Source organism: Aquicella siphonis (genome assembly GCF_902459485.1).
Taxonomy (GTDB): Bacteria; Pseudomonadota; Gammaproteobacteria; order DSM-16500; family DSM-16500; genus Aquicella; species Aquicella siphonis.
Genome location: NZ_LR699119.1, coordinates 1733252 through 1754798, shown reverse-complemented (window position 1 = coordinate 1754798; position 21547 = coordinate 1733252). Strand labels below are relative to the sequence as shown.

The 21547-nt window shown below is 50.8% G+C and carries 18 protein-coding genes and 1 other RNA gene; all 19 read left to right on the top strand.

Annotation, left to right across the window (positions count from 1 at the left end):
- The first annotated feature begins 175 nt into the window (after positions 1-175).
- The 19 genes from AQULUS_RS08200 (at position 176) to AQULUS_RS08110 (ending at position 21539) form a co-directional block, all read left to right on the top strand.
- Positions 176-553: a hypothetical protein gene (locus AQULUS_RS08200; RefSeq protein ID WP_148339575.1), complete on the top strand. Its 378-nt coding sequence runs from the start codon at positions 176-178 to the stop codon at positions 551-553.
- A gap of 1 nt (position 554) precedes the next feature.
- A complete protein-coding gene (locus AQULUS_RS08195) occupies positions 555-980 on the top strand; it encodes a hypothetical protein (protein ID WP_148339574.1) in 426 nt (141 codons plus the stop codon).
- 103 nt (positions 981-1083) lie between these two features.
- Positions 1084-1425: RNase P RNA component class A (rnpB, locus tag AQULUS_RS08190), an RNA gene on the top strand.
- A 232-nt stretch (positions 1426-1657) separates the two neighbouring features.
- Entirely contained in the window at positions 1658-2119 is a 462-nt protein-coding gene (mraZ, locus tag AQULUS_RS08185) for a division/cell wall cluster transcriptional repressor MraZ (RefSeq protein WP_148339572.1), read from the top strand.
- A gap of 24 nt (positions 2120-2143) precedes the next feature.
- Complete coding sequence (rsmH, locus tag AQULUS_RS08180) at positions 2144-3103, top strand: 16S rRNA (cytosine(1402)-N(4))-methyltransferase RsmH (RefSeq protein ID WP_232051864.1); 960 nt, start codon at positions 2144-2146, stop codon at positions 3101-3103.
- On the top strand, positions 3100-3435 hold the full coding sequence (gene ftsL / locus AQULUS_RS08175) for a cell division protein FtsL (protein WP_148339570.1): 336 nt from the start codon (positions 3100-3102) through the stop codon (positions 3433-3435). Before rsmH ends, ftsL begins: the two co-directional genes overlap by 4 nt.
- A 24-nt stretch (positions 3436-3459) precedes the next feature.
- Positions 3460-5187 carry a peptidoglycan D,D-transpeptidase FtsI family protein gene (locus tag AQULUS_RS08170; RefSeq protein WP_232051863.1) on the top strand — a complete coding sequence of 576 codons (1728 nt, stop codon included), beginning with the start codon at positions 3460-3462 and terminating at the stop codon, positions 5185-5187.
- Between the two features lie 114 nt (positions 5188-5301).
- Positions 5302-6786, top strand: coding sequence for a UDP-N-acetylmuramoyl-L-alanyl-D-glutamate--2,6-diaminopimelate ligase (locus AQULUS_RS08165; RefSeq protein WP_148339569.1), 1485 nt, complete (start codon positions 5302-5304; stop codon positions 6784-6786).
- 82 nt (positions 6787-6868) lie between these two features.
- On the top strand, positions 6869-7951 hold the full coding sequence (mraY, locus tag AQULUS_RS08160) for a phospho-N-acetylmuramoyl-pentapeptide-transferase (protein ID WP_148339568.1): 1083 nt from the start codon (positions 6869-6871) through the stop codon (positions 7949-7951).
- A gap of 14 nt (positions 7952-7965) precedes the next feature.
- A complete protein-coding gene (gene murD, locus AQULUS_RS08155; RefSeq protein WP_148339567.1) occupies positions 7966-9309 on the top strand; it encodes a UDP-N-acetylmuramoyl-L-alanine--D-glutamate ligase in 1344 nt (447 codons plus the stop codon).
- A 95-nt stretch (positions 9310-9404) separates the two neighbouring features.
- Positions 9405-10556: a putative lipid II flippase FtsW gene (gene ftsW / locus AQULUS_RS08150; RefSeq protein ID WP_148339566.1), complete on the top strand. Its 1152-nt coding sequence runs from the start codon at positions 9405-9407 to the stop codon at positions 10554-10556.
- Entirely contained in the window at positions 10557-11651 is a 1095-nt protein-coding gene (murG, locus tag AQULUS_RS08145) for an undecaprenyldiphospho-muramoylpentapeptide beta-N-acetylglucosaminyltransferase (protein WP_148339565.1), read from the top strand.
- Positions 11652-11681: 30 nt separating this feature from the next.
- A complete protein-coding gene (murC, locus tag AQULUS_RS08140) occupies positions 11682-13085 on the top strand; it encodes a UDP-N-acetylmuramate--L-alanine ligase (RefSeq protein ID WP_197737305.1) in 1404 nt (467 codons plus the stop codon).
- An 84-nt stretch (positions 13086-13169) separates the two neighbouring features.
- The gene (murB, locus tag AQULUS_RS08135) at positions 13170-14081 is read left to right on the top strand and encodes a UDP-N-acetylmuramate dehydrogenase (RefSeq protein WP_148339564.1); all 912 of its coding nucleotides are present in this window, start codon (positions 13170-13172) and stop codon (positions 14079-14081) included.
- A gap of 70 nt (positions 14082-14151) precedes the next feature.
- Positions 14152-14889 carry a cell division protein FtsQ/DivIB gene (locus AQULUS_RS08130; protein ID WP_148339563.1) on the top strand — a complete coding sequence of 246 codons (738 nt, stop codon included), beginning with the start codon at positions 14152-14154 and terminating at the stop codon, positions 14887-14889.
- Positions 14890-14916: 27 nt separating this feature from the next.
- Complete coding sequence (gene ftsA / locus AQULUS_RS08125) at positions 14917-16155, top strand: cell division protein FtsA (protein WP_148339562.1); 1239 nt, start codon at positions 14917-14919, stop codon at positions 16153-16155.
- 22 nt (positions 16156-16177) lie between these two features.
- Positions 16178-17383, top strand: coding sequence for a cell division protein FtsZ (gene ftsZ, locus AQULUS_RS08120; protein WP_148339561.1), 1206 nt, complete (start codon positions 16178-16180; stop codon positions 17381-17383).
- Positions 17384-17455: 72 nt separating this feature from the next.
- A complete protein-coding gene (locus tag AQULUS_RS08115; RefSeq protein WP_148339560.1) occupies positions 17456-19363 on the top strand; it encodes a protein kinase domain-containing protein in 1908 nt (635 codons plus the stop codon).
- A gap of 55 nt (positions 19364-19418) precedes the next feature.
- Positions 19419-21539 (top strand): protein kinase domain-containing protein, encoded by a 2121-nt coding sequence (locus AQULUS_RS08110; RefSeq protein WP_148339559.1) that lies wholly within the window; start codon positions 19419-19421, stop codon positions 21537-21539.
- The last annotated feature ends 8 nt before the right edge of the window (positions 21540-21547 follow it).

Below are 21547 nucleotides of genomic sequence, written 5' to 3'. Positions count from 1 at the left end.
AAGGCTTGCTTCCGTGCGGCCAGCCCGCAAGGGGGAGACCTGGTGCGGGTGATCGGATAACAAGACTCTAAACTGCTGTTTTTATTTGTATTCCTGATGCTGAGCCGTATCGGGTTCATGATGTATACTGAATATATGAGTCTTCAAGATGATAAATAATGCGAGGAGTCAATAAATGCAGGCTCAAAAGCAGGCATTTGCGAGTGAAGTTGTCAATATTGTGCGGGATATGTGTAAAACCGTTTTCAATTTGCAGAATGAGCGGGATTTGGCGCGCATATTCGGCATCACTCAGGAGCAGATGGAGGCAGTGATTGGCAGAATTATTGACGCATTGCCAGAGGATTTATTCAATCCATCGCATCAGCAGGTGGCGGAGGAAATGAAGTATGTCTGCGCGCGTGAATACATTTTCTTCCAAGTCCAGGAAAAATGGAATGATGCGCGGTATCAGGATGATCTAAGAAAATTCATACATATTTTTACCCGGGATATTTGCAAACGATTTGCGGCGCGCAGTAAATTCCAGGCTTCATTGCGTGAGGAGAAATAAAATGGCCATGACACTGGAACAGCAGCTGGAAATTGAATTTCGCACAAGAAAAACGCGCGAAAAAGATTTTGACATGGATGCGCTTCTTCGAGTGGTTAACGCGGGCTGTGACAAACTAAGGAAAGGTGAGCGGTTCGGTGACGCGGATGAGGCGCTGCAATTTTTGCGGCACTACGCTGTTGTCAGGGATATCGCTTTGGCCGCGCATCTTGGCGAGCATATGCAGAATGAATATGGTATTACTCCCCGTCAATTGCAAGAGTGCAGGAGCTTGCATGGTGAAATTGAGAAATCACACCGGGAAGTTCATCGCGACCCCGCTTTATTTCATGCTGTTGCCGCCGTACTCCGGCGCGAAGACTTCGAGTCGCTGTTTGAGAAATTTGCTCCCTCTTCTCGGCCTGTAGATCATCCTCATCAGGGTTAGCGTCTCTGGAATCACGATTATCACTGCGGCTTGGCCCATCGGGTGTCCGGGCAGCCGGAAATTATCCGGTCAATATTGCCATGTCCTGTGATACACTCACGTCCGAGTCAGCCAGGCAATCGCTCTTTCACCTGGAAGAGAGGAAAGTCCGGGCTCCACAGGGTAAGGCGCCAGATAACGTCTGGGAAGCGTGAGCTTACGGAAAGTGCCACAGAAAATATACCGCCCCGCGTTTGCGGGGTAAGGGTGAAATGGTGCGGTAAGAGCGCACCGCGTAACTGGCAACAGTTGCGGCAGGGCAAACCCCGCCTGGAGTAAGGCCAAATAGGAACTCGATAGCGTGACCCGCGCTGAGTTTGGGTAGGCTGCATGAGGTGCCTGGCGACAGGCATCCCAGATTAATGATTGCCCCCGACAGAACCCGGCTTACCGGCTGACTCAAAAATTTTCCCGCCTGTCGGACAATCAATCCATAGACCATGCTTGTTTCAGTCGTCTGCCGATGACAGGAATTCTTTTTTTTGCCCCTTGCTGCTGGTTTTGTGGGTCAATGTGGCAGAAAGTGTTGTTTTGTGGAAATTTGTGGTATATTCATTATTACCCACAGGAATCTTCGGCTGCTTCTGAATGTGAGGGTTATTCCTTGTGGGGATTTCTCTCTCGGGGAGGTTAATGCAGTGTTTCGCGGTATAACTGGGGTCAACATCGATGCGAAGGGCAGGTTCGTGATGCCAACCCGATACCGCGAACGGCTGCAATTGGACAGTAAAAGTGCAGTGGTATTAACGATTGATACCGAAGAGCGCTGTCTGCTGGTTTATCCACTGCCTGAGTGGGAGGAAATTGAAAGAAAGCTGGCCGGGCTCCCCAGTTTTAATCCGGCCGCACGCCGAATCCAGCGCTTACTGGTCGGGCATGCAACAGATGTGGAAATGGATGGACAGGGACGTGTCCTATTGCCGCCTCTATTGCGCGAATATGCGGGGTTGAGAAAACGCGCGGTATTGGTGGGGCAGGGTAAAAAATTTGAATTGTGGGATGAAACCCATTGGGATGAGAGCCGCAGCCGCTGGCTGCAGGAAGAGTCCGATTCAAGTCAATCTGCACTGCCTGAAGAGGTGAAATCTATTTCGTTGTGATGTAAAAGGAGTTTACTAACTAACATGGCTGCTTGCCGTATGAGCGATATTTTTCACCATCATGTTCCAGTGCTGCTTGAAGAAGCAGTCACTCATCTTTTCACACTCGCGAACGGGATTTATGTAGACGCCACTTTCGGACGGGGAAGCCATGCGCGGGCCATTCTGGACCGGCTGGGTCCCGCGGGGAAATTGATTGCATTTGACAAGGATCCGGAAGCGGTTGCCTATGCGCAACAACATTTTGCGCAGGATACGCGCTTTACTATCGTGCACGGTTCTTTCGCGGGCATGCGCGGCAGTCTCGAGGCTTTACAGGTATCCGGCAAAGTGAATGGTATTTTATTTGATCTGGGTGTGTCTTCTCCCCAGCTGGACAACCCTGATCGCGGTTTCAGTTTTTCAAAATCCGGCAAGCTGGATATGCGCATGGATACCAGCCAGGGTATGGATGCAATGACCTGGATTGCTCAAGTTGATGAGAAATCGCTGGCGGATGTGCTCTATCAATTTGGTGAAGAAAAATTTTCCCGTCGTATCGCCCGCGCGATCGTGGAAGCGCGCACGATGTCTCCTATCACAACGACGGCACAGCTTGCAGATATCATCAGGCTGGCCATGCCCAAGCCGCAAAAGCCTCATGACAAACATCCGGCTACTCGCAGTTTCCAGGCTATCCGTATTGCGGTCAATCAGGAATTGTCTGATCTTGAGGCGGGCTTGCAGCAGGCATTAGATGTTCTGGCTTTAGGCGGTCGTTTATCCGTGATCAGTTTTCATTCTCTGGAAGATCGCATCGTCAAGCAATTTATCAAGCAGCATGAAAAAGGTCAGGATTTGCCCCGGGGTTTGCCAGTGAAAGGCACGCTTTTTAACGCTCGCCTCCGTTCCATAGGCAAGCCGATCAAGCCAGGATTAAAGGAAATTCATCAAAACCCAAGGGCACGCAGTGCCATATTACGTATAGCGGAGAAACTATCATGAACGCGGCAGCTCGCTTAGTTCATCAAAGCGTTATTTCTCGTCACCTGGTCTTGTCCCATTTTCTGACACGCAGGCAAATCACTGTGGTGATACTGGCCCTGGCGGTTTTACTATCAGCGCTCAGTATAATCTACGTCACTCACGTGACCCGTATCCTGCATGCTGCCTATCAACATAATCTGGTCGAGCGTGAACATTTACATGTTCAGCGCGGGCAATTATTATTGGAACGCAGTACCTGGATGATGCAAGCCAGAATTCAGCGGATTGCAGAAAGTAAACTAGGGATGGTTGTCCCTGATCATAAATCAGTGATGATTATTCATGAATAACCTCTTTTCTGAAAGAACAAATCAGTGCCCCCGTCCAGCACCCGGCAATCAGCAGTAACCATTGAGCGGCCATCGTATATTGCCTGGCGCTTTTATCTTGTTTTGTCAATCATCCTCCTCGCGGTGGTGGGACTGGCCCTGCGCGTTTTTGAACTCTCTATCCTGAGTCAGGATTTTTTGCGTCATCAAGGGGACGAGCGTGTGTTGAGACTGGTCAGTACCCCCGCATTCAGGGGGATGATAGTTGACCGCAATGGTTTTCCGCTTGCTGTCAGCACTTCGGTTTATTCAGCATGGATCAATCCTCAGGAATTTTCGCCCGCTCGCGATCAGCTGGATGATCTTGCCCGGTTGCTGCAGGTCAAAGCGCTTTCCATTACATCGATTGCCAAAAATGGATTGAAAAAGAATCGTGAATTCGTCTATCTGAAGCGGTCGCTGTCGCCTGAAACGGCCGCCCAGGTCAAATCTCTGAATGTACCTGGTGTGTATTTGCAGGAAGAATACAGGCGTTATTATCCTGAGGGTGAAGTGACTGCCCAGGTGGTCGGCATTACGAATATTGATGATAAAGGACAGGAAGGCATTGAGCTTGCTTACAATGAGTGGCTGCAAGGCGAGCCTGGTAAAAAATGGGTGGTCAAAGACCGGATCGGCCGTGTGATTTCAGATGTTCAAACACTACAGGACCAAAGGCCGGGCCGGGATTTGGTGTTGAGCATAGACAGGCGGATTCAGTATCTGGCTTATCGTGAATTGTTGGCGGGTGTCGTTGAAAAACAGGCCGCTTCGGGCTCCGCGATAGTCCTTGATGTGAAAACAGGTGAAATTCTCGCGATGGTGAATGTGCCGTCGTTTAATCCCAATAATCGCAAAGGTGCGAAACATGAAAGTTATCGCAATCGCGCAGTCACGGATATTTTTGAGCCTGGATCTACAGTTAAGGCATTCACCATCGCGAGCGCGCTGGAAAGCGGGCGTTTTAAACCGGATTCCATTATCGACACGTCGCCCGGATGGATGCGGGTGGGACACAATGTTGTCAAGGATAAAAAGAATAACGGTTTGCTGAGTCTGTCTCAGATACTTCAGGTTTCCAGTAACATGGGCGCGGCAAAGCTGGTGCTGGCAATGCCGCCGGATCAGTTATGGAGTGTTTTGAACCGGGTGGGATTCGGCGAGGCGACGGGTGTGGGTTTCCCGGGCGAGCAAACGGGAATGTTGATTCGGCATAATCCATGGGGTTCATTTGTTTTGGCCACGCTCTCATTTGGTTACGCCATGTCCGCGACATCTCTGCAATTAACGCGCGCTTACTCCGTGCTCGCGAATCATGGTGTGAAACTGCCTGTTTCATTATTGAAATTGGCGAAACCACCGACGGGTAAACAAGTCCTGGATCCGGTCATAGCCAGAGAAATGCTGATCCTGCTGGAATCCGTCTTTGCGAAGGGCGGATCAGCCCATACGATTTCGGTGCCGGGTTACCGTGTCGCGGGCAAGACCGGCACAGCGAAAAAAGCCGGGCAGGGAGGGTATGAGAAACATCGTTATATCTCATCATTTGTGGGGATTGCGCCGGTAAGTGATCCGCGGCTGGTGGTGACGGTGGTCATCGATGATCCCATGGGCAAAGATTATTACGGCGCCCTGGTATCAGGCCCGGTTTTTCAGCGCATCATGTCAGGCGCATTGCGGCTGCTGGATGTCCCGCCGGATAACGAGTCTGAAAAATCAGATATTTCAATGTGATAAATTAATGTGCGCACACTGAAGAGGTGTGTCATGGCTCAATGAGAGGCTGCAAACTTTCTTTGAATCATGTATTGACGATATAATCATTCATTTACCGGATTAATGCCATTCATGCGTTTATCACAATTGCTGCAAGATTGTTATCTTCTTCCCGTTGAAGCGGACCGTGAGATTTCCGGCTTGACCCTGGATAGCCGCCAAGTGAAATCACAGGGCTTGTTTCTGGCGGTCAAGGGTGCGCAGCTGGACGGGCGTGACTATGTGCGTGACGCCGTTTCGCGCGGGGCGGCTGCGATTCTGGCGGATGCGGATGAAGAGGACCTGCCGGTTGCCTGGCAGGCGGACATTCCTTTTATTCCCGTGTTCCAGCTGCGTAAACAGCTGGGCGGGCTTGCAGCCCGCTTTTATCAGTATCCCGCAGAGAAAATGCGCATGATAGGCGTGACGGGAACCAGTGGAAAAACATCATGTACACATTTCATCGCTCAAAGCCTGCAGTCGCTTGATATCTCGTGCGGCATCATAGGCACGTTGGGGTGCGGATTTTATGGTGCCCTGGGCACGGCGGGCCTGACCACGCCGGATGCAGTGACACTGCAGGCGACCCTCGCGCAATTTTCAGACTGTCATGCGCATGCCATCGCCATGGAGGTTTCCTCGCACAGCATAGATCAGGAGAGGATCAGGCCTGTGGCATTTGATCTGGGCATTTTTACCAATCTCAGCCAGGATCACCTGGATTACCATGGTGATATGGAGACCTACGCGGCGGTCAAGCGCCGCTTTCTCGCTGATAGATCGACAAAACATCTCATTATCAGTGCGGATGACGCTTATGGGCGGGCATGGATTAATGAGCTTGCCAGTCAAAAGCCGGTTGTCGCTTACGGCTTGCGCCGGCATTTGTCCATTCCTGCGGATATTCCTTTTGTGTATGCGGCGCGCGCAGACTTGACGCCTGAAGGCATACGCGCGGAAGTTCGCACTCCCTGGGGTGAAGGTGAACTGCTGCTTCCGCTAATGGGTCAATTTAATCTGAGTAATGCGCTCGCGGTGCTGGCGTCCTTATGTGTTTATGGCATTTCCCTGGAGCAGACACTGGCTTGCCTCTCCCGTCTGCAGACCGTGCCTGGCCGCATGCAGACCCTGGGTGGTCCCGGACAGCCGCGTATCATAGTGGATTATGCGCACAAACCCGACGCACTGGAAAAAGTGTTGCAAGCTTTGCGGGCGCATACCGAAGGAAAATTATGGTGTGTGTTTGGCTGCGGAGGGGAAAGAGACCGGGGAAAACGGCCATTGATGGCAAAAATAGCCGAAGAATGGGCTGATCAGGTGATCGTTACCAATGACAATCCGCGGCATGAGAATCCTGGAGAAATCGTTGCTGAAATCATGCGTGGATTTTTACATCCTGAGCGGGTTTTCATCGAGATGGATCGTTCTAAAGCAATACAGAACAGTATACAATGGGCAACGGCTAAAGATTGTGTATTAATCGCGGGCAAGGGGGCTGAGCGCTATCAGCAAATCGGCGATGAAAAAATCCCCTTTGATGATGTGGAACAGGTGAAAGCGTGCCTGGCGAAAGATTAATGCGTGCGCAGGTGTTGCTTCTGTTTAGGCTGTCCCGGATCTTTATCAAGAAGGGTATTATTTCAGTGTATGGAGAAGGTCAATGTTATTGTGGTTAAGCGAGTGGCTCGCTAAGTATTTCCATGTTTTTCATGTCTTTCAATATCTGACCCTGCGCGCGATCCTGGGCACGCTGACCTCTCTGATCATGGCGTTGCTGCTGGGCCCCGGCATTATCCGCCACCTGAGTTCGCACCGCGTCGGACAAGTTGTACGCGATGACGGCCCGCAAAGCCATTTTAGCAAGGCGGGGACGCCTACCATGGGCGGTACCCTGGTCATTATTTCAGTCCTGTTGAGCACACTGTTATGGAGCGATCTTTTAAACCGCTATGTCTGGCTGGTACTCATGATTACATTGGGATTCGGAGCCATCGGCTATTGGGATGATTATCGCAAGCTGGTATTGAAACATAGCCGGGGAATGCCGGCACGGCAGAAATATCTTTGCCAGTCGTTATTAGGTTTGGGCGCCGCGCTTTATCTGTATTTTACAGCAAGCCTGCCTGTCGAGACCCAGCTCGTTATGCCGTTTTTTAAGAACTTGTCGCTGGCTATGGGGCCGTTCTTTATTATTTTTACCTATTTTGTGATTGTGGGCTCCAGCAACGCCGTCAACCTGACGGATGGCTTGGACGGGCTGGCTATCATGCCGGCGGTCATGATCAGCGGCGCGCTGGGTGTGTTCGCTTACGCGACGGGGAATATTCATCATGCCACTTATCTTGCCATCCCCTATGTTCCCGGTGCGGGAGAGATAGTCGTATTTTGCGGGTCGCTGGTTGGCGCGGGGCTGGGATTTTTGTGGTTTAACACCTATCCCGCGCAAGTGTTCATGGGTGATGTGGGCGCGCTCGCGCTGGGCGCGGCGCTGGGGATCATTGCGGTCATCGTGCGGCAGGAAATTGTGTTTTTTCTTATGAGCGGAATCTTTGTGCTGGAAACGGTTTCCGTGATACTCCAGGTCGGATCTTACAAATTGACCGGCAAACGGATTTTCAAAATGGCTCCCATCCATCACCATTTCGAATTAAAAGGCTGGCCTGAACCGCGTGTTATTGTAAGGTTCTGGATTATTACTTTTGTTCTGGTGTTGTGCGGATTGGCAACCCTCAAACTGCGATAAAACGAGTCTCATGTATGTCAGTAGCTGAACTAAATGTCATTGTGGGATTGGGGGCAACCGGCCTCTCCTGCGCGCGTTACCTGAAACAATGCGGAGTGGAGTTCGCGGTCACTGATACGCGCCCGAATCCGCCGCACCTTGCAGAATTATACCGTATCGAGCCCGATGTGCGGGTCGCTTTGGGCGGGCTGGATCCGTCTTTGCTGAGCAAGGCAGGCCGCATTATTCTCAGTCCCGGAATTGCCTTGCGCGAGCCCGCGATCGCCGAGCAGGTCAGGCGCGGTACGCCTGTCATCGGAGATATCGAATTATTCGCGCATGCGGTCAGTGCTCCTGTCATTGCAATTACCGGCACGAATGCGAAAAGCACAGTCACCACACTGGTGGGAAAAATGGCCGAGGCGGCAGGGTATCAGGCCGAAGCAGGCGGTAATCTCGGAATTCCCGCGCTGGATTTGCTCGCAAGAAGTCCCTCTGCTCATCTTTATGTTCTGGAATTGTCGAGTTTTCAACTGGAAACGACTTATACACTAAAGCCTAGTGTCGCTACCGTGTTGAACGTCACGCCAGACCATATGGACCGTTATGATGATCTGGCCGCATATACGCGAGCCAAATACCGTGTCTATCAGCATTGCCGTGTCGCGGTGTGCAACCGCGACGACATTCTGACTGAATGCCGTGAAACCCAGGTGCAAAAGAAATGGCATTTTACCTTGAATGCCCCCGGCCGGGGTGAATTCGGTCTTGTGCAGCAGGGTAATGAAACCTGTCTTGCCTTTGAAGACCGGCCGCTCTTGTCCGTTAACGAACTTCCGGTGATGGGAAAGCATTATCAGGCGAATGCTCTTGCGGCACTCGCCATAGGGCATGGATTCGGGCTGCCATTCGAATCCATGCTGAATGTCTTGCGCACTTTTAAAGGCCTGCCGCACCGCTGTCAATTTGTTCGCGAACGTCATGGAGTGAAATGGTATAACGATTCCAAAGGTACGAATGTGGGTGCGACACAGGCTGCCATCGAAGGCCTGGGAAGCGAGATTAGCGGAAAGCTGGTCATGATCCTGGGCGGAATAGGCAAGAATGCGGATTTCAAATCATTGATGCCCGCGATCAGTCAATATTCCCGGCACGTTGTTTTAATAGGCGAAGCCGCCAGGGAAATTGCCGGTGTGATTAACGGCAGTGTGCCGGTGTCTTTTGCGGGGTCGATGGAAGAAGCTGTCAGCCAGGCGGCCGCCAATGCGCACAATGATGATTGCGTTTTGCTTTCTCCCGCTTGCGCCAGCTTTGACATGTTTAAAAATTACGAGCATCGCGGCCAGGTATTTACGGAAATCGTTGAAAAACTGCCTTGAAGCGCGGTGGCGAACACGGAATGAACTTGGTGAGGACTCGCTATTTTTGCGGCAAGGGTTTAAAACCGGTTCCAGCCTGATGAGGAAAATAGATCGTGCGATCCTATTCTGCAGCCCGGCAAGCCGTTGCGCCGGCTCTTTACGATAAATGGTTTATTTTTTCGGTGATCAGCATCGTTGTCCTGGGTCTGGTCATGATGACGTCCGCTTCGATTGAAATCTCCGACAAACAAATGCACCAACCCTTCTATTTTCTGTTCAAACAACTGGTTTTTCTTACATTGGGGATTTTGCTGGGCAATATCGTCATGCATCTGGATATCTCATATTGGGAAAAACTGGGCGGTTTTTTGCTGCTTTGTGTCATGCTAATGCTGGCCTTAGTACTGATACCCGGGGTTGGTCACAGTGTGAATGGCAGTGCGCGCTGGATTGGTTATGGTCCTTTTACCTTCCAGGTTTCTGAGTTGACCAAGTTCATGGTGGTCATTTACATGGCGGGATATCTCGTCAGACATAACCACGAAGTCCGTAATAAGTTAAGCGGTTTTGTCAAACCCATGATGATTCTGGGCGTAATCGCAACCCTGTTATTGCGGGAGCCTGATTTTGGCGCCACAGTGGTAGTCACGACGACTGCTCTCGGTCTCATGTTTCTTGCCGGCATGCGCCTGCGGCACTTTGTGGCATTATTTTCTCTGGTCATCGGGGCGCTGGCTGTGATCGCTGTTTCAGCGCCTTATCGCCTGGCGAGGCTGACCAGTTTTTTGAATCCCTGGGAGCGCCCGTTTGATACGGGTTATCAACTCACACAATCCCTCATTGCGTTTGGAAGAGGCGGATGGCTGGGCATAGGTCTGGGAAAAAGCATTCAGAAAATGTTTTATCTGCCTGAGGCGCATACTGATTTTCTTTTCGCTGTGATTGCGGAAGAACTGGGGCTGGTGGGCATGTTCATCGTCATGGCGTTGTTTTTGCTCCTGGTTGTCCGGATTTTCTTGATGGGCAGACAAGCACAGCATCTGGGCCGGTATTTCGCGGGATTTCTCGCATACGGGTTTGGTTTGTGGATAGCGATTCAGTTTACGGTCAGTATTGGTGTAAACTCAGGACTTTTGCCCACCAAGGGGCTGACACTGCCATTGATGAGTTATGGCGGGAGCAGCATCCTGGTGAATTGTATTATGATCGCAGTCTTATTGCGAATTGACCATGAAAACCGGTTAACTGAGCTGGGTATCAAGTAAATGACGAAACCAATAAAACCGCTGAAACGGGTGTTGATTATGGCCGGCGGTACAGGCGGTCATGTTTTCCCGGGTCTTGCTGTGGCAAGATATCTGCACCAGCAAGGTGTTGAAGTGCATTGGCTGGGCACCCGCCAAGGCCTGGAATCCCGGCTGGTGCCCGAAGCCAATATTCCGCTGCATTTGATTGCTATCGGCGGTGTGCGCGGGAAAGGCATGAGGACCTTGTTATCCGCACCCTTCAAAATAACTGCTGCGGTAAGGCAATCCCTGCGCGTTATCCGGCATATCAATCCGGACGCTGTGATAGGCATGGGGGGGTTTGTCAGCGGGCCGGGGGGGGTGGCGAGCTGGCTGAGCAGCCGCCCACTGGTCATTCACGAACAAAATGCAAAAGCGGGGTTGACAAACAAACTGCTGGTGCGCTTTTCACGGCGGGTGCTGGAAGGGTTTCCCCTGGTTTTCCGGCAACAGTCCAAAGTGGTTGAGGTAGGCAACCCGGTCAGGCATGAGATTGAAACCCTGCCGCCGCCGCAAGAGCGTTTTTCTGCCAGTCTGCCTCGTTTGCGCCTGCTGGTGTTAGGCGGGAGCCTGGGCGCACAAGCCTTGAATGCGGTGGTGCCGCTCGCACTCTCGCGGCTCGCGCCGGAAGATCAGCCGGAAATCTGGCATCAAACCGGCGACAAGCACTGCGAGTCCACTAAAAAATCTTATGAATCCATGGGCATAGATGCAAAAGTTACACCATTTATTAAAGATATGGCGAATGCTTATGCTTGGGCAAATGTGGTATTATGCCGGGCAGGGGCGTTAACAGTCGCAGAATTGTGCGCGGTCGGCCTGGGCGCCATTCTGGTTCCTTTTCCGTTTGCGGTTGATGATCACCAGACGGCGAATGCGGAATTCATGGTGAAAAATAACGCCGCGCTATGTGTTCAGCAAGCTGAACTAACTGAAAGCCGGCTGGCGGAAATCTTGAAGCAGTTTTCTCAATCTCCCGGGAAATGCCTGGAGATGGCGCAAGCAGCATATCAATTACGTAAAGTGAATGTCGCTGAGAAGTTTTATCAAATACTTTGCGATGTTATTAATTAAGGAGGTCTGCCGTTGAGTTGGATGTTTGAGATGGGACATATTAAGCATGTCCATTTTGTGGGTATTGGCGGCGTCGGTATGGCGGGTATCGCTGAAGTCTTGCTGCGGCAAGGTTATACTGTTTCCGGATCCGATCTTTCTGAAAATGCATTGACTCAGTGGCTGCGAGTCATGGGGGCAATCATCTATCGCGGTCATGATGCGGAAAATATCAGGAATGCGGATGTCATCGTGCGTTCTTCCGCGGTGGACTGGCGCAATCCGGAGCTGGAAGCGGCCCGTCTCGCGCATATTCCCATTGTTCCGCGCGCTGAAATGCTGGGTGAGTTGATGCGCTTCCGTTATGGGATTGCCATTTCCGGTACGCACGGCAAGACCACCACGACCAGTCTGGTGACCAGCATTCTTGCTGAAGCAGGCCTGGATCCGACCTTCGTGATCGGCGGCCGGCTGAATAGTGTGGGCAGTAACGCCAGATTGGGCCGCGGTCATTACCTGGTCGCGGAAGCGGATGAAAGCGATGCTTCATTTTTATATCTCAAACCCATGATTTCCATAGTCACTAACATTGATCAAGACCACATGGGAATGTATGAAAATGATTTCGAACGCCTGAAGACCACGTTCATTGATTTTCTGCACCGGCTGCCGTTCTATGGTTTGTCAGTCTTGTGCGTGGATGATCCGGTTGTGCGCGAGATATTGCCTGAGCTGTCACGTCCGGTCGTGACTTACGGCATGACCGAAGAAGCGGATTTCAAGACATTGAAATATTCTCAAAACGGCATGCGTACGCAATTTGTGGTGCAAAGACCCAAGGGACAGTCGCCGTTACCGGTGACTTTAAATCTGCCGGGCCGCCACAATGTGTTGAATGCTCTGGCGGCGATTGCGGTCGCGTCCGAATTGAAAGTCCAGGATCGTGCCATTATTGAAGCCTTGGAAAATTTCGCCGGTATCGGTCGGCGTTTTCAAGTATATGGTGATTTTATTTTGGACAAGGGCGGACAAATTACCCTGGTGGATGATTACGGTCATCACCCCAGGGAAATTGACGCGACACTGCAGGCGGCTCGCGAAAGCTGGCCGGACCGGCGTCTTGTCATGGTTTATCAGCCGCACCGCTATACACGCACACGCGATTTGTTTGGGGACTTTTGCAATGTGCTGTCCAAGCCGGACAAACTCATGCTGCTGGATGTTTATCCTGCGGGGGAGGAATATATCCAGGGCGCGGACGGTGCTTCGCTGGTGCGCGAGATCAAAAAGCGCGGCCAACTGGATCCCATATTTGTCGAACGACACGAGTCGCTGCCGTCCCTGTTTGAAAAAGAATTGAAGGACGGCGATGTGCTGCTTATGCAGGGCGCAGGAAATATAGGTGGACTGGCGGCCAGGCTGGCGGCAACAAGCCTGAAGGAAATTGGAAAATAATTTGCGGAAAAGCAGTCGTGGCGTCAGCTGGCTGCGCCCGGATCTCTGTGCCGGCGCGGCCCGATATGGTTTGTGGAAAAAGATATGAATGAAATCATCCCATCGTCTGTCGCAGCCTTGTTGCGCGGCAGGCTGCTAAAAAATGAAGTGTTGGCAAACTATACTTCCTGGCGCACGGGCGGCCCGGCTGATTATGTCTTCATTCCGGCAGACCTTGAAGACCTTTCGCTTTTTCTGCGTGCAATACCCGCTTCTCTGCCTGTCACCTGGCTGGGGCTGGGAAGCAATACCCTGATTCGCGACGGCGGCCTTGAAGGCGTGGTGGTGATTACCCAGGGTGCGCTGAACAAAATCGAGCAAATCAATCCCCTGGAAGTGCGCGCCGAAGCGGGTATTGCCTCTGCGCAGCTTGCGCGGTTTACCGCGCGGGCGGGATCGGCCGGTCTCGAATTTATGGCGGGTATTCCGGGAACAGTCGGCGGTGCGCTGGCCATGAATGCCGGGTGTTTTGGCGGCGAAACCTGGCAGCATGTACGCATGGTGGAAACCATCAACCGGACAGGTGAAATCAAACTTCGTCCCCTGGCAGATTTCACGGTGAGTTACCGGCATGTGATCAGGCCTGAGAGTGAGTGGTTCGTGGCCGGTTATTTTGGATTGCAGCCTGGAGACAAGGAAAAGTCGCTTGCCTATATCCGTACGCTGCTGGAAAAGCGTAATAACAGCCAGCCTACAGGCACAGCGAACTGCGGTTCGGTTTTTCGTAATCCTCCCGGCAGCTTTGCCGGAAGACTGATTGAAGAGTGCGGGTTGAAAGGAAAACAGCTGGGAGGCGCCCGGGTCTCGCAAAAACACGCCAATTTTATTATCAACGAATCCGACGCGACTTCCGCGGATATTGAAAATCTGATTACCAGTGTGGGTGCTACCGTAGAAGAAAAAACCAGTGTACGATTGATACCTGAAGTTTGTATTATTGGCCGGCAGAAAACCTAGGAGCTGCCTCAAAAATACACTTGTCTGATTTTGTCTTGGGTGATGGGGCAAGTCCACAAAGGTATGTGCAATGGACGTGAGAAAAGGAAAACAGAAATTCAAACTCTTGCAACATCTGTCCCAGATTTTGAAAATATCGTTTCTTGGCGCGGTGATCATTTCCATTGTTTTTGCCCTCAATCAGCTTGATCTTGCGCGTTACTTCCCAATCAAGACGGTCCGTGTGTTTGGTGTCAACCGGGTGAATAATGAAGAAGTCCGCAGTTTGCTGCTTCCGCTGGTGAGCCGCGGCTTTTTTACTGTGAACGTGGAATACATACGCGACCGTTTATCGCAGATGCCGTGGGTGTCAGAGCTTTACGTGCGCCGCATCTGGCCTGATCAGATCGAAGTCAAGCTGGTGGAAAAAAAACCCGCAGCACGCTGGAATAATGAAAGTCTGCTCAGTGAAGCAGGAGAAGTGTTTACTCCTCCCAGAGAAACTTATCCAGCCAATTTGCCTGACTTTATCGGCCCATCAGGCCAGCAGATTTTCATGCTGAAGTATTTCAACGACATCAATCGATTATTGTTCCCATTACATGCTAAGATTTCTCATCTGGAGCTGACTCCGTATTTTACATGGAAATTAACGCTGGATAACGGAATTACCATGCAAATAGGGCATAAAGATATCTTGACTCGTTTGAGTCATTTTGTGAAAGTGTACCCGAAAATCGTGGGCGCGCGCGCCACAGAGGTGGATTATATAGATTTACGCTATCCCAATGGGATGGCGGTGCGCTGGAAAGAGACAGTAAGTACCTGAATCCGATAGAATATTGGAAGAATAAATATGGCAAAGAAGCCAGTGAACAAAGATCTCTTGGTGGGCATTGATATCGGCACTTCTAAAGTGGTCACCCTGGTGGGTGAAATGACAGGCGATGGTAAATTGAATGTGATCGGATTTGGATCGCATCCATCGCAGGGATTAAAAAGAGGTGTGGTTGTTAATATTGAGTCAACGGTTCAATCCATTCAGCGATCTGTGGAAGACGCTGAACACATGGCCGGCTGTGAGATTTTTTCTGCTTATACCGGCATTGCCGGCAGTCATATCCGCAGCATCAATTCGCATGGCATCGTCGCGATACGCGACAGGGAAGTGTCCCAAAGTGATGTGGAGCGTGTCATTGATGCCGCCAAGGCCATCGCTATTCCTGCTGACCAGAAAATCCTGCATGTACTCCCTCAGGAATTTATCATTGATAATCAGGATTCCATTCGTGAGCCTGTCGGCATGTCCGGTGTCAGGCTGGAAGCGAAAGTCCATATTGTGACTGGCGCGGTTAGTGCGGCGCAGAATATCGTAAAGTGCATGAAGCGCTGCGGTCTCGCGACCAGTGATATCGTGCTTGAACAATTTGCTTCAAGTCAGTCAATTTTAACGGATGATGAAAAGGAACTGGGTGTCTGCATGATTGATATCGGCGGCGGAACCAGTGATATAGCTATTTTTACCGACGGCGCCATCCGTCATACCGCGGTGATACCGATTGCCGGCGACCAGGTCACCAATGACATCGCGATTGCGCTGCGCACCCCAACGCGTAACGCGGAAGAAATCAAAATCAAATTTGGCTGTGCCTTGCAGGATCTGGTGGATAGCAATCAGCAGATCGAAATCCCCACCATTGGAGACCGGGCAGGCCGGCGTTTGCCTGCGCGCGCGCTGGCGGAAGTGATTGAGGCAAGATATGAGGAATTATTCACTCTGGCGTTATCAGAGTTGCGCCGCAGCGGTTTGGAAGATTTTATCGCGGCGGGCATCGTATTGACGGGGGGTGCGTCCAAGATCGCAGGGGCACAGGAGCTTGCGGAGCGGATATTCAAGATTCCTGTGCGGATAGGCAAGCCTTTCAGCGTGACCGGCTTGCCTGACATCATTCACAATCCTATTTACGCGACTGGCGTGGGTTTGCTAGTGTATGGTCAGAAGCAGCGTCTGAGCCAGCGTGAAGTTGTGATCAATCAGCCCAGTATAAAAAGTTTATGGTCGAGAATGAAAAACTGGTTCCAGGGTAATTTTTAACGAGTCCTAATGGAGTGATGGCATGTTTGAATTATTGGATACGTGTCAACAAAATGCAGTGATTAAGGTCGTCGGCATCGGCGGCGGCGGTGGCAATGCGATTGAGCACATGATGGCTGGCCATATCGAAGGCGTGGAATTTATTTGTGCCAATACCGATTCCCAGGCGCTCAAAAATTCTTCTGCGAACACGGTTATCCAGCTGGGCGAAGGAATCACCCGCGGGCTGGGTGCCGGCGCGAACCCTGAGGTCGGACGGCGTGCCGCGGAAGAAGACCGCGAAAAGATTCGTACCGCACTGACTGGCGCAGATATGGTCTTTCTCGCCGCAGGCATGGGCGGAGGCACGGGTACAGGCGCTGCGCCCGTATTTGCGCAGATTGCGAAAGAGCTGGGTATACTGACTGTGGCTGTCACCACCAAGCCATTCACGTTTGAAGGCAGGATGCGCTTGCAAACGGCTGAACAAGGCATTGCCAATCTGTCACAGCATGTAGACTCACTTATCACGATTCCCAATAACAAATTATTAAGCGTGCTGGGTAAAAACGTCACGCTCATTAATGCATTCAAGGCTGCGAACGACGTGCTGCGAGGCGCAGTGCAGGGGATAGCGGAATTGATCACACGTCCGGGCCTGATCAATGTGGATTTTGCGGATGTGCGTACGGTCATGTCTGAAATGGGGATGGCCATGATGGGTACGGGCGTCAGTTCCGGGGATAATCGCGCGCGTATGGCGGCAGAAGCTGCCATAGCCAGTCCGCTGCTTGAAGATGTGGATTTGTCCGGCGCCAAGGGCGTACTGGTCAATATCACGGCTGGACTGGATCTCTCAATTGGTGAATTTGAAGAAGTGGGCGAAGTTGTCAAGAATATTACTTCTGAAAGCGCGACGGTAGTGGTGGGCACGGTCATTGACCCTGATTTGCGTGATGAAGTGAGAGTGACGGTCATTGTCACCGGGCTGGGCAGAAAGCAGGCGGCTGTTGCACTGAAAGCGCCTGTTATTGAACATGTCAAATCACATGATGGCAGCGTTGATTACGGCCAGCTGGAAAAGCCGACCATTATTCGCAAACACGGTGTTTCACCCGCTGCGGCGCCGGCACAGGCTCAGGGTTATGTGCAGCCATCGAATCGCGCGATACCGGCAGCAGATAAAATGCACGATCTTGATTACCTGGATATTCCTGCATTTTTGCGGCGCAAGGAAGAAGAGGCTTGATTTCAGGAGGCACAATCAGTACTTTGACATATTGACCGGAGTTTGAACGAAACTTCTGAGAGATGTTAAAGCATGCTTTCTAGAGTTGGAATGGATTCGCCTGAGCCGAATGTTTTTCATCAGCTGCAGCGCATTTTACGGCAGTGCCCCAGCCCCTTTGTGAATCATTCTGATTCATGCCTGATTAAAACGCAATGCCTGGATCCCCTGGCATTAACTCATGACCAGAGCCTGTTTCTGGGTATTTTGCTTCGTTGTGCAATCGAGACGAACGGCTGTTATTATTTTCCTCAGGGTAAAACCCGTATCAAAATTCCCGGTGCCGCTTCCGGAAGTGAACAAATCATAGAAGTTGATTTGAAATATTCTTTGGTTTGGAGACAGTGTGAAAATAATCCGCAAGATTATCGCTATGAAATTGTGGGCGATGAATTGGGGTCGGGCCACTTCAGCCGGGTTTACAAGAGCAGAGGGGTGCTGGCGCCGCAGATGGATGGCAGTCTGAAGCTGAAAGAGTCGCCGCGCGTCATCAAGGAACAGTTTCATGATGATGCACGGTTTGATCCGGATCACGCAGTCAATGAATATCAAAACGGTGTGTTCACACCGCATCTCCATAGTAAAAAACCTACCTTCATTGACCACCAGGCCCGCAGTTTCAGCGTTATTCGTTATTTTCATGGCGAAGAATTATTTGCCCTGATTAATCAGGACAGGAAGGGACTGCTATTCACGATTGATCAGCGTCTGGAATTGTCCCTGCACATTCTCTATGCCATACAGGAACAAATTCATTCCCGCGGGATAGTGCACAGGGATGTCAAGCCTGCGAATATTCTGGTTTATTACGACAAAAGACAGGAAAGCGTATTGGGTTGTCCGCAAGTCAATATCATTGATTTGGGCTCGAGTAAAATGGCATCACAGCCTGACGCGGGCAGCTGTCTTTCAACGCCGCCGTTTGCCGCGCCGGAAGTCTACGCGCATGCGGGCACGAGTGTGAAAACAGATGTGTATTCAACCGCGCGCGTGCTTGGATTCTTGTGGCGCGCCGATATTCCCAATCTGTCGTCACCCGGCAAGAGCGACAGTTGCATTGATCTGGAAAAGGCGCGTATTGATGCCTTGCATTATCACTTTGACAATATGTTTAAAGGAATCGCAGACCTGGATGAAACTTGCAGGGCTAGAATAACGCGTCTATTGCAAGATATGTCAGCGCCTGAGCAAGACGCGCGCCCTGATTTGTTTGATGCGATTGAAGTCTTTGAAGAGATACTGGCGGATAGAAGAGAGGGTGTTTCAGACAGACAAGGCCGACAGGATCTTGTCCGCGCACGGAAAATGGCGGCGCAACTCCGCAGAAAATTTGCCGCCGCTGATTATGATGAATCTATGATGGCTGGAGATATCAGTATGGCATTGGAAACCTTGCCGGATTCATCGGAAGTGATTGCCGAGTTTCTTGATGTTTTACGTATCCAGGCATTGCGGGGTTTGACATCCCGGTTTGCTGTCATGAATCAGGTGAAGGAAGTCCTGGAAAATTATCACCAATCAAGATGCGAGCTTGAAATCTTGCAGTCAAAGCTGAGTTCTCTCCTGCGCGAAGCGAAAAAACCTGAAGATCGGTTTGACAGGGCTCGCGCTGTCCGCGCCTTGCTGGCCCCCATTGACCAATTATTGCAAAAAAACTTACGTCTTGCGCGCACACTGGATGACAGGTTAAGATTGACTCATAAATGCACAAAGCTAGGATTAAAAATATCAGCTGCATTAAGCGATCTGGCGGATCAGGCACAAACTCAATCCATGTGTGAGAGTGGCGATGCTTCGGTGTGCGGATCAGGCCCGTCTTCTGATCGCGGCCAGAAAGCGGAAAGTTCGCGAGAAGGGTTTTTCGCACCCGATAGACACAGCAGAATCGTTGTTAAGCTTAATGGCGTAGAATTGACGCCGGTGGTTAAAAGCCAGCTATAAATTCCGCGATAGCGGATTGTAAGATGACACAAAACAAACAGAGGAATCACACAACATGCAATCCCGAACACAAGTTGAGGTGCAAGCGCCGCGCCGTTCCCAGACGGGACAGGCGTATCGTCTGATCGATCCCGCGAATCTGAATCGCGCGGATGAGATGATATTATGGGTTTATCTCCAGGAACAAATTCAGCAAGGCAATTTATATGTTCCCAGAAATACACCGCTTGCTTTTACCGAGACAATGTGTGACGCGCTGCAACGGCAGGGAATAAGTGAAAAATTTAAAATGTCACTGCCTCAGGATATTTGCCTGACTTCCAGTTTGATTGGAAGAAAATGCGGGAGCCTGCCCGATGATTATCATTTTGATGTTTATTCCGGCGTCGTGCTAGGCGGATTGCAAAGCAAAAACGGCTGTTTTGGAAATATTGAAAAAATCAGCGGAACATTAAAACTGCATCCTGACCGGACAATCACCCGCCATACCGGCAAGGCAATGATTGGAAAAATCATTCCCAAGTCTGAAGCGGCGCACATACAAAAAGAAAGTGATATGTCACGCCGCATCTTCATATTACACGCCAAACAGCCTACCTTTTTTCAGGCGGCCGGCGCCAACCAGGGCGCGATTGTCATGCGCTATGTCGCGGGCGAAGATATGGAGAAATTTTTCACAAGAGATGCGGCGGAAAGGGATAGCAAGCGCAATACGACCACTACGGAAAAACGCTTGAAATTATCCAGGGCTTTTCTGCGAGCTTTAAAAACGCAAGTCCATGACAACCATATTACCCACAGGGATATCAAGCCCGCCAATGTCATGTTCATATTCGATCCCGTTGCCAAACGTTACAAGGTGACAATCATAGACTACGGCCTCTCAACAGACGCGACTTTTGACGACGGCGAGCGCGGACGCGGGACCCCCTTGTTTGGGTCGCCTGAATTTTTTGATCTGCAAATCATTACGCAAAAAAGTGATATCTTCGGCGCAGCCTGGATCCTGGCCTTGTTATGGCGGGCGGATCAAAACGCTTCGAAAAAAATGCAGGAAGCCAGTGACCTGGCTCATCATTGCGTATTCAAAAATCTCTTTAAGGGGATTATGGATATGGGCAAGCGCAGCGGCGAGACTGGTCTTGCTGTGTCACCTGCCCAGGCCATCAAGAATCTGTTGTCCGTTATGTCATCGCGCCGCCCGGATCATCGCGGATCTCTGGATGATGCCATACAGGTTTTCGACGATATCTTGCTGGACAGGAAAATTGCCGCGGCAGGTAAAACATGTACTTTCGAGCATAAACAATCCATTATCAAGTCGCATCATGCGGCGGTTGCCCTTAGAAACCGGCTGGATGCGTTTGCAGCCGAGCCACAGGAAAGCTTTGTCGCTTCGGTCGGGAAGCTCAGACAATTGTTTCTTGAAGGGCTGGCAGATTTGACTGACGATAAGGGAATAATTGAAGATGCGCTTGACTGTCTTGATATTGACTCATTACAGGGATTGGATACCAGGGAACAGATTGTGCAATGTATCAATTCCATGCTGGATGCCTACATGGAGCAATTTACTATCTTCGCTGAATTATATGCCCAGGTTAAACTACTGCTAGGTCAGCAAGAAGACAGCCATCAGCCGGCTAGCAGTACGGATGTGCCGGTAGATCGTACTGAATTGCAGTATCTCCATGCCAAAATGGAGCGTCAGCTTGCAAAAAATTCCGGATCCATGACGCTGGACAGACTGGCAGAAAATACTTTTGTGTTGCAAAAGCGCAATGCCTGCTGGCAGCATGCGCTGGAACGGTACAAACCGGTGTCCCAGGCCGAACGGGTATCTCTGTCTGAGGAAAAGGATGATCCCGATGCGGAATATATAACTGTTTTCGGGAAAGCCTGGGGTGGTTGTCACCGGATTCGCCTGTTTAAGGATTATACCGCCTCAATGCGTCTGCCCGGGTCCTTTGCTGAAAGTTCACAACTGGAAACATCCTCGTCAGTCAAATTGAAAAAAAACATCAACACAGTAATAAAAGCATGGATATTCAATACAGAAAATGATAAAAAAGGCACTTCAGAAAAGTCCGGTAAAGGGATAGAGGCGGGCTTTTTATTTTTATTTCAAAAAAACATATCATTATGGTATTATGCTCAGGTGTTGCCACGAATATGAAGCAAGGA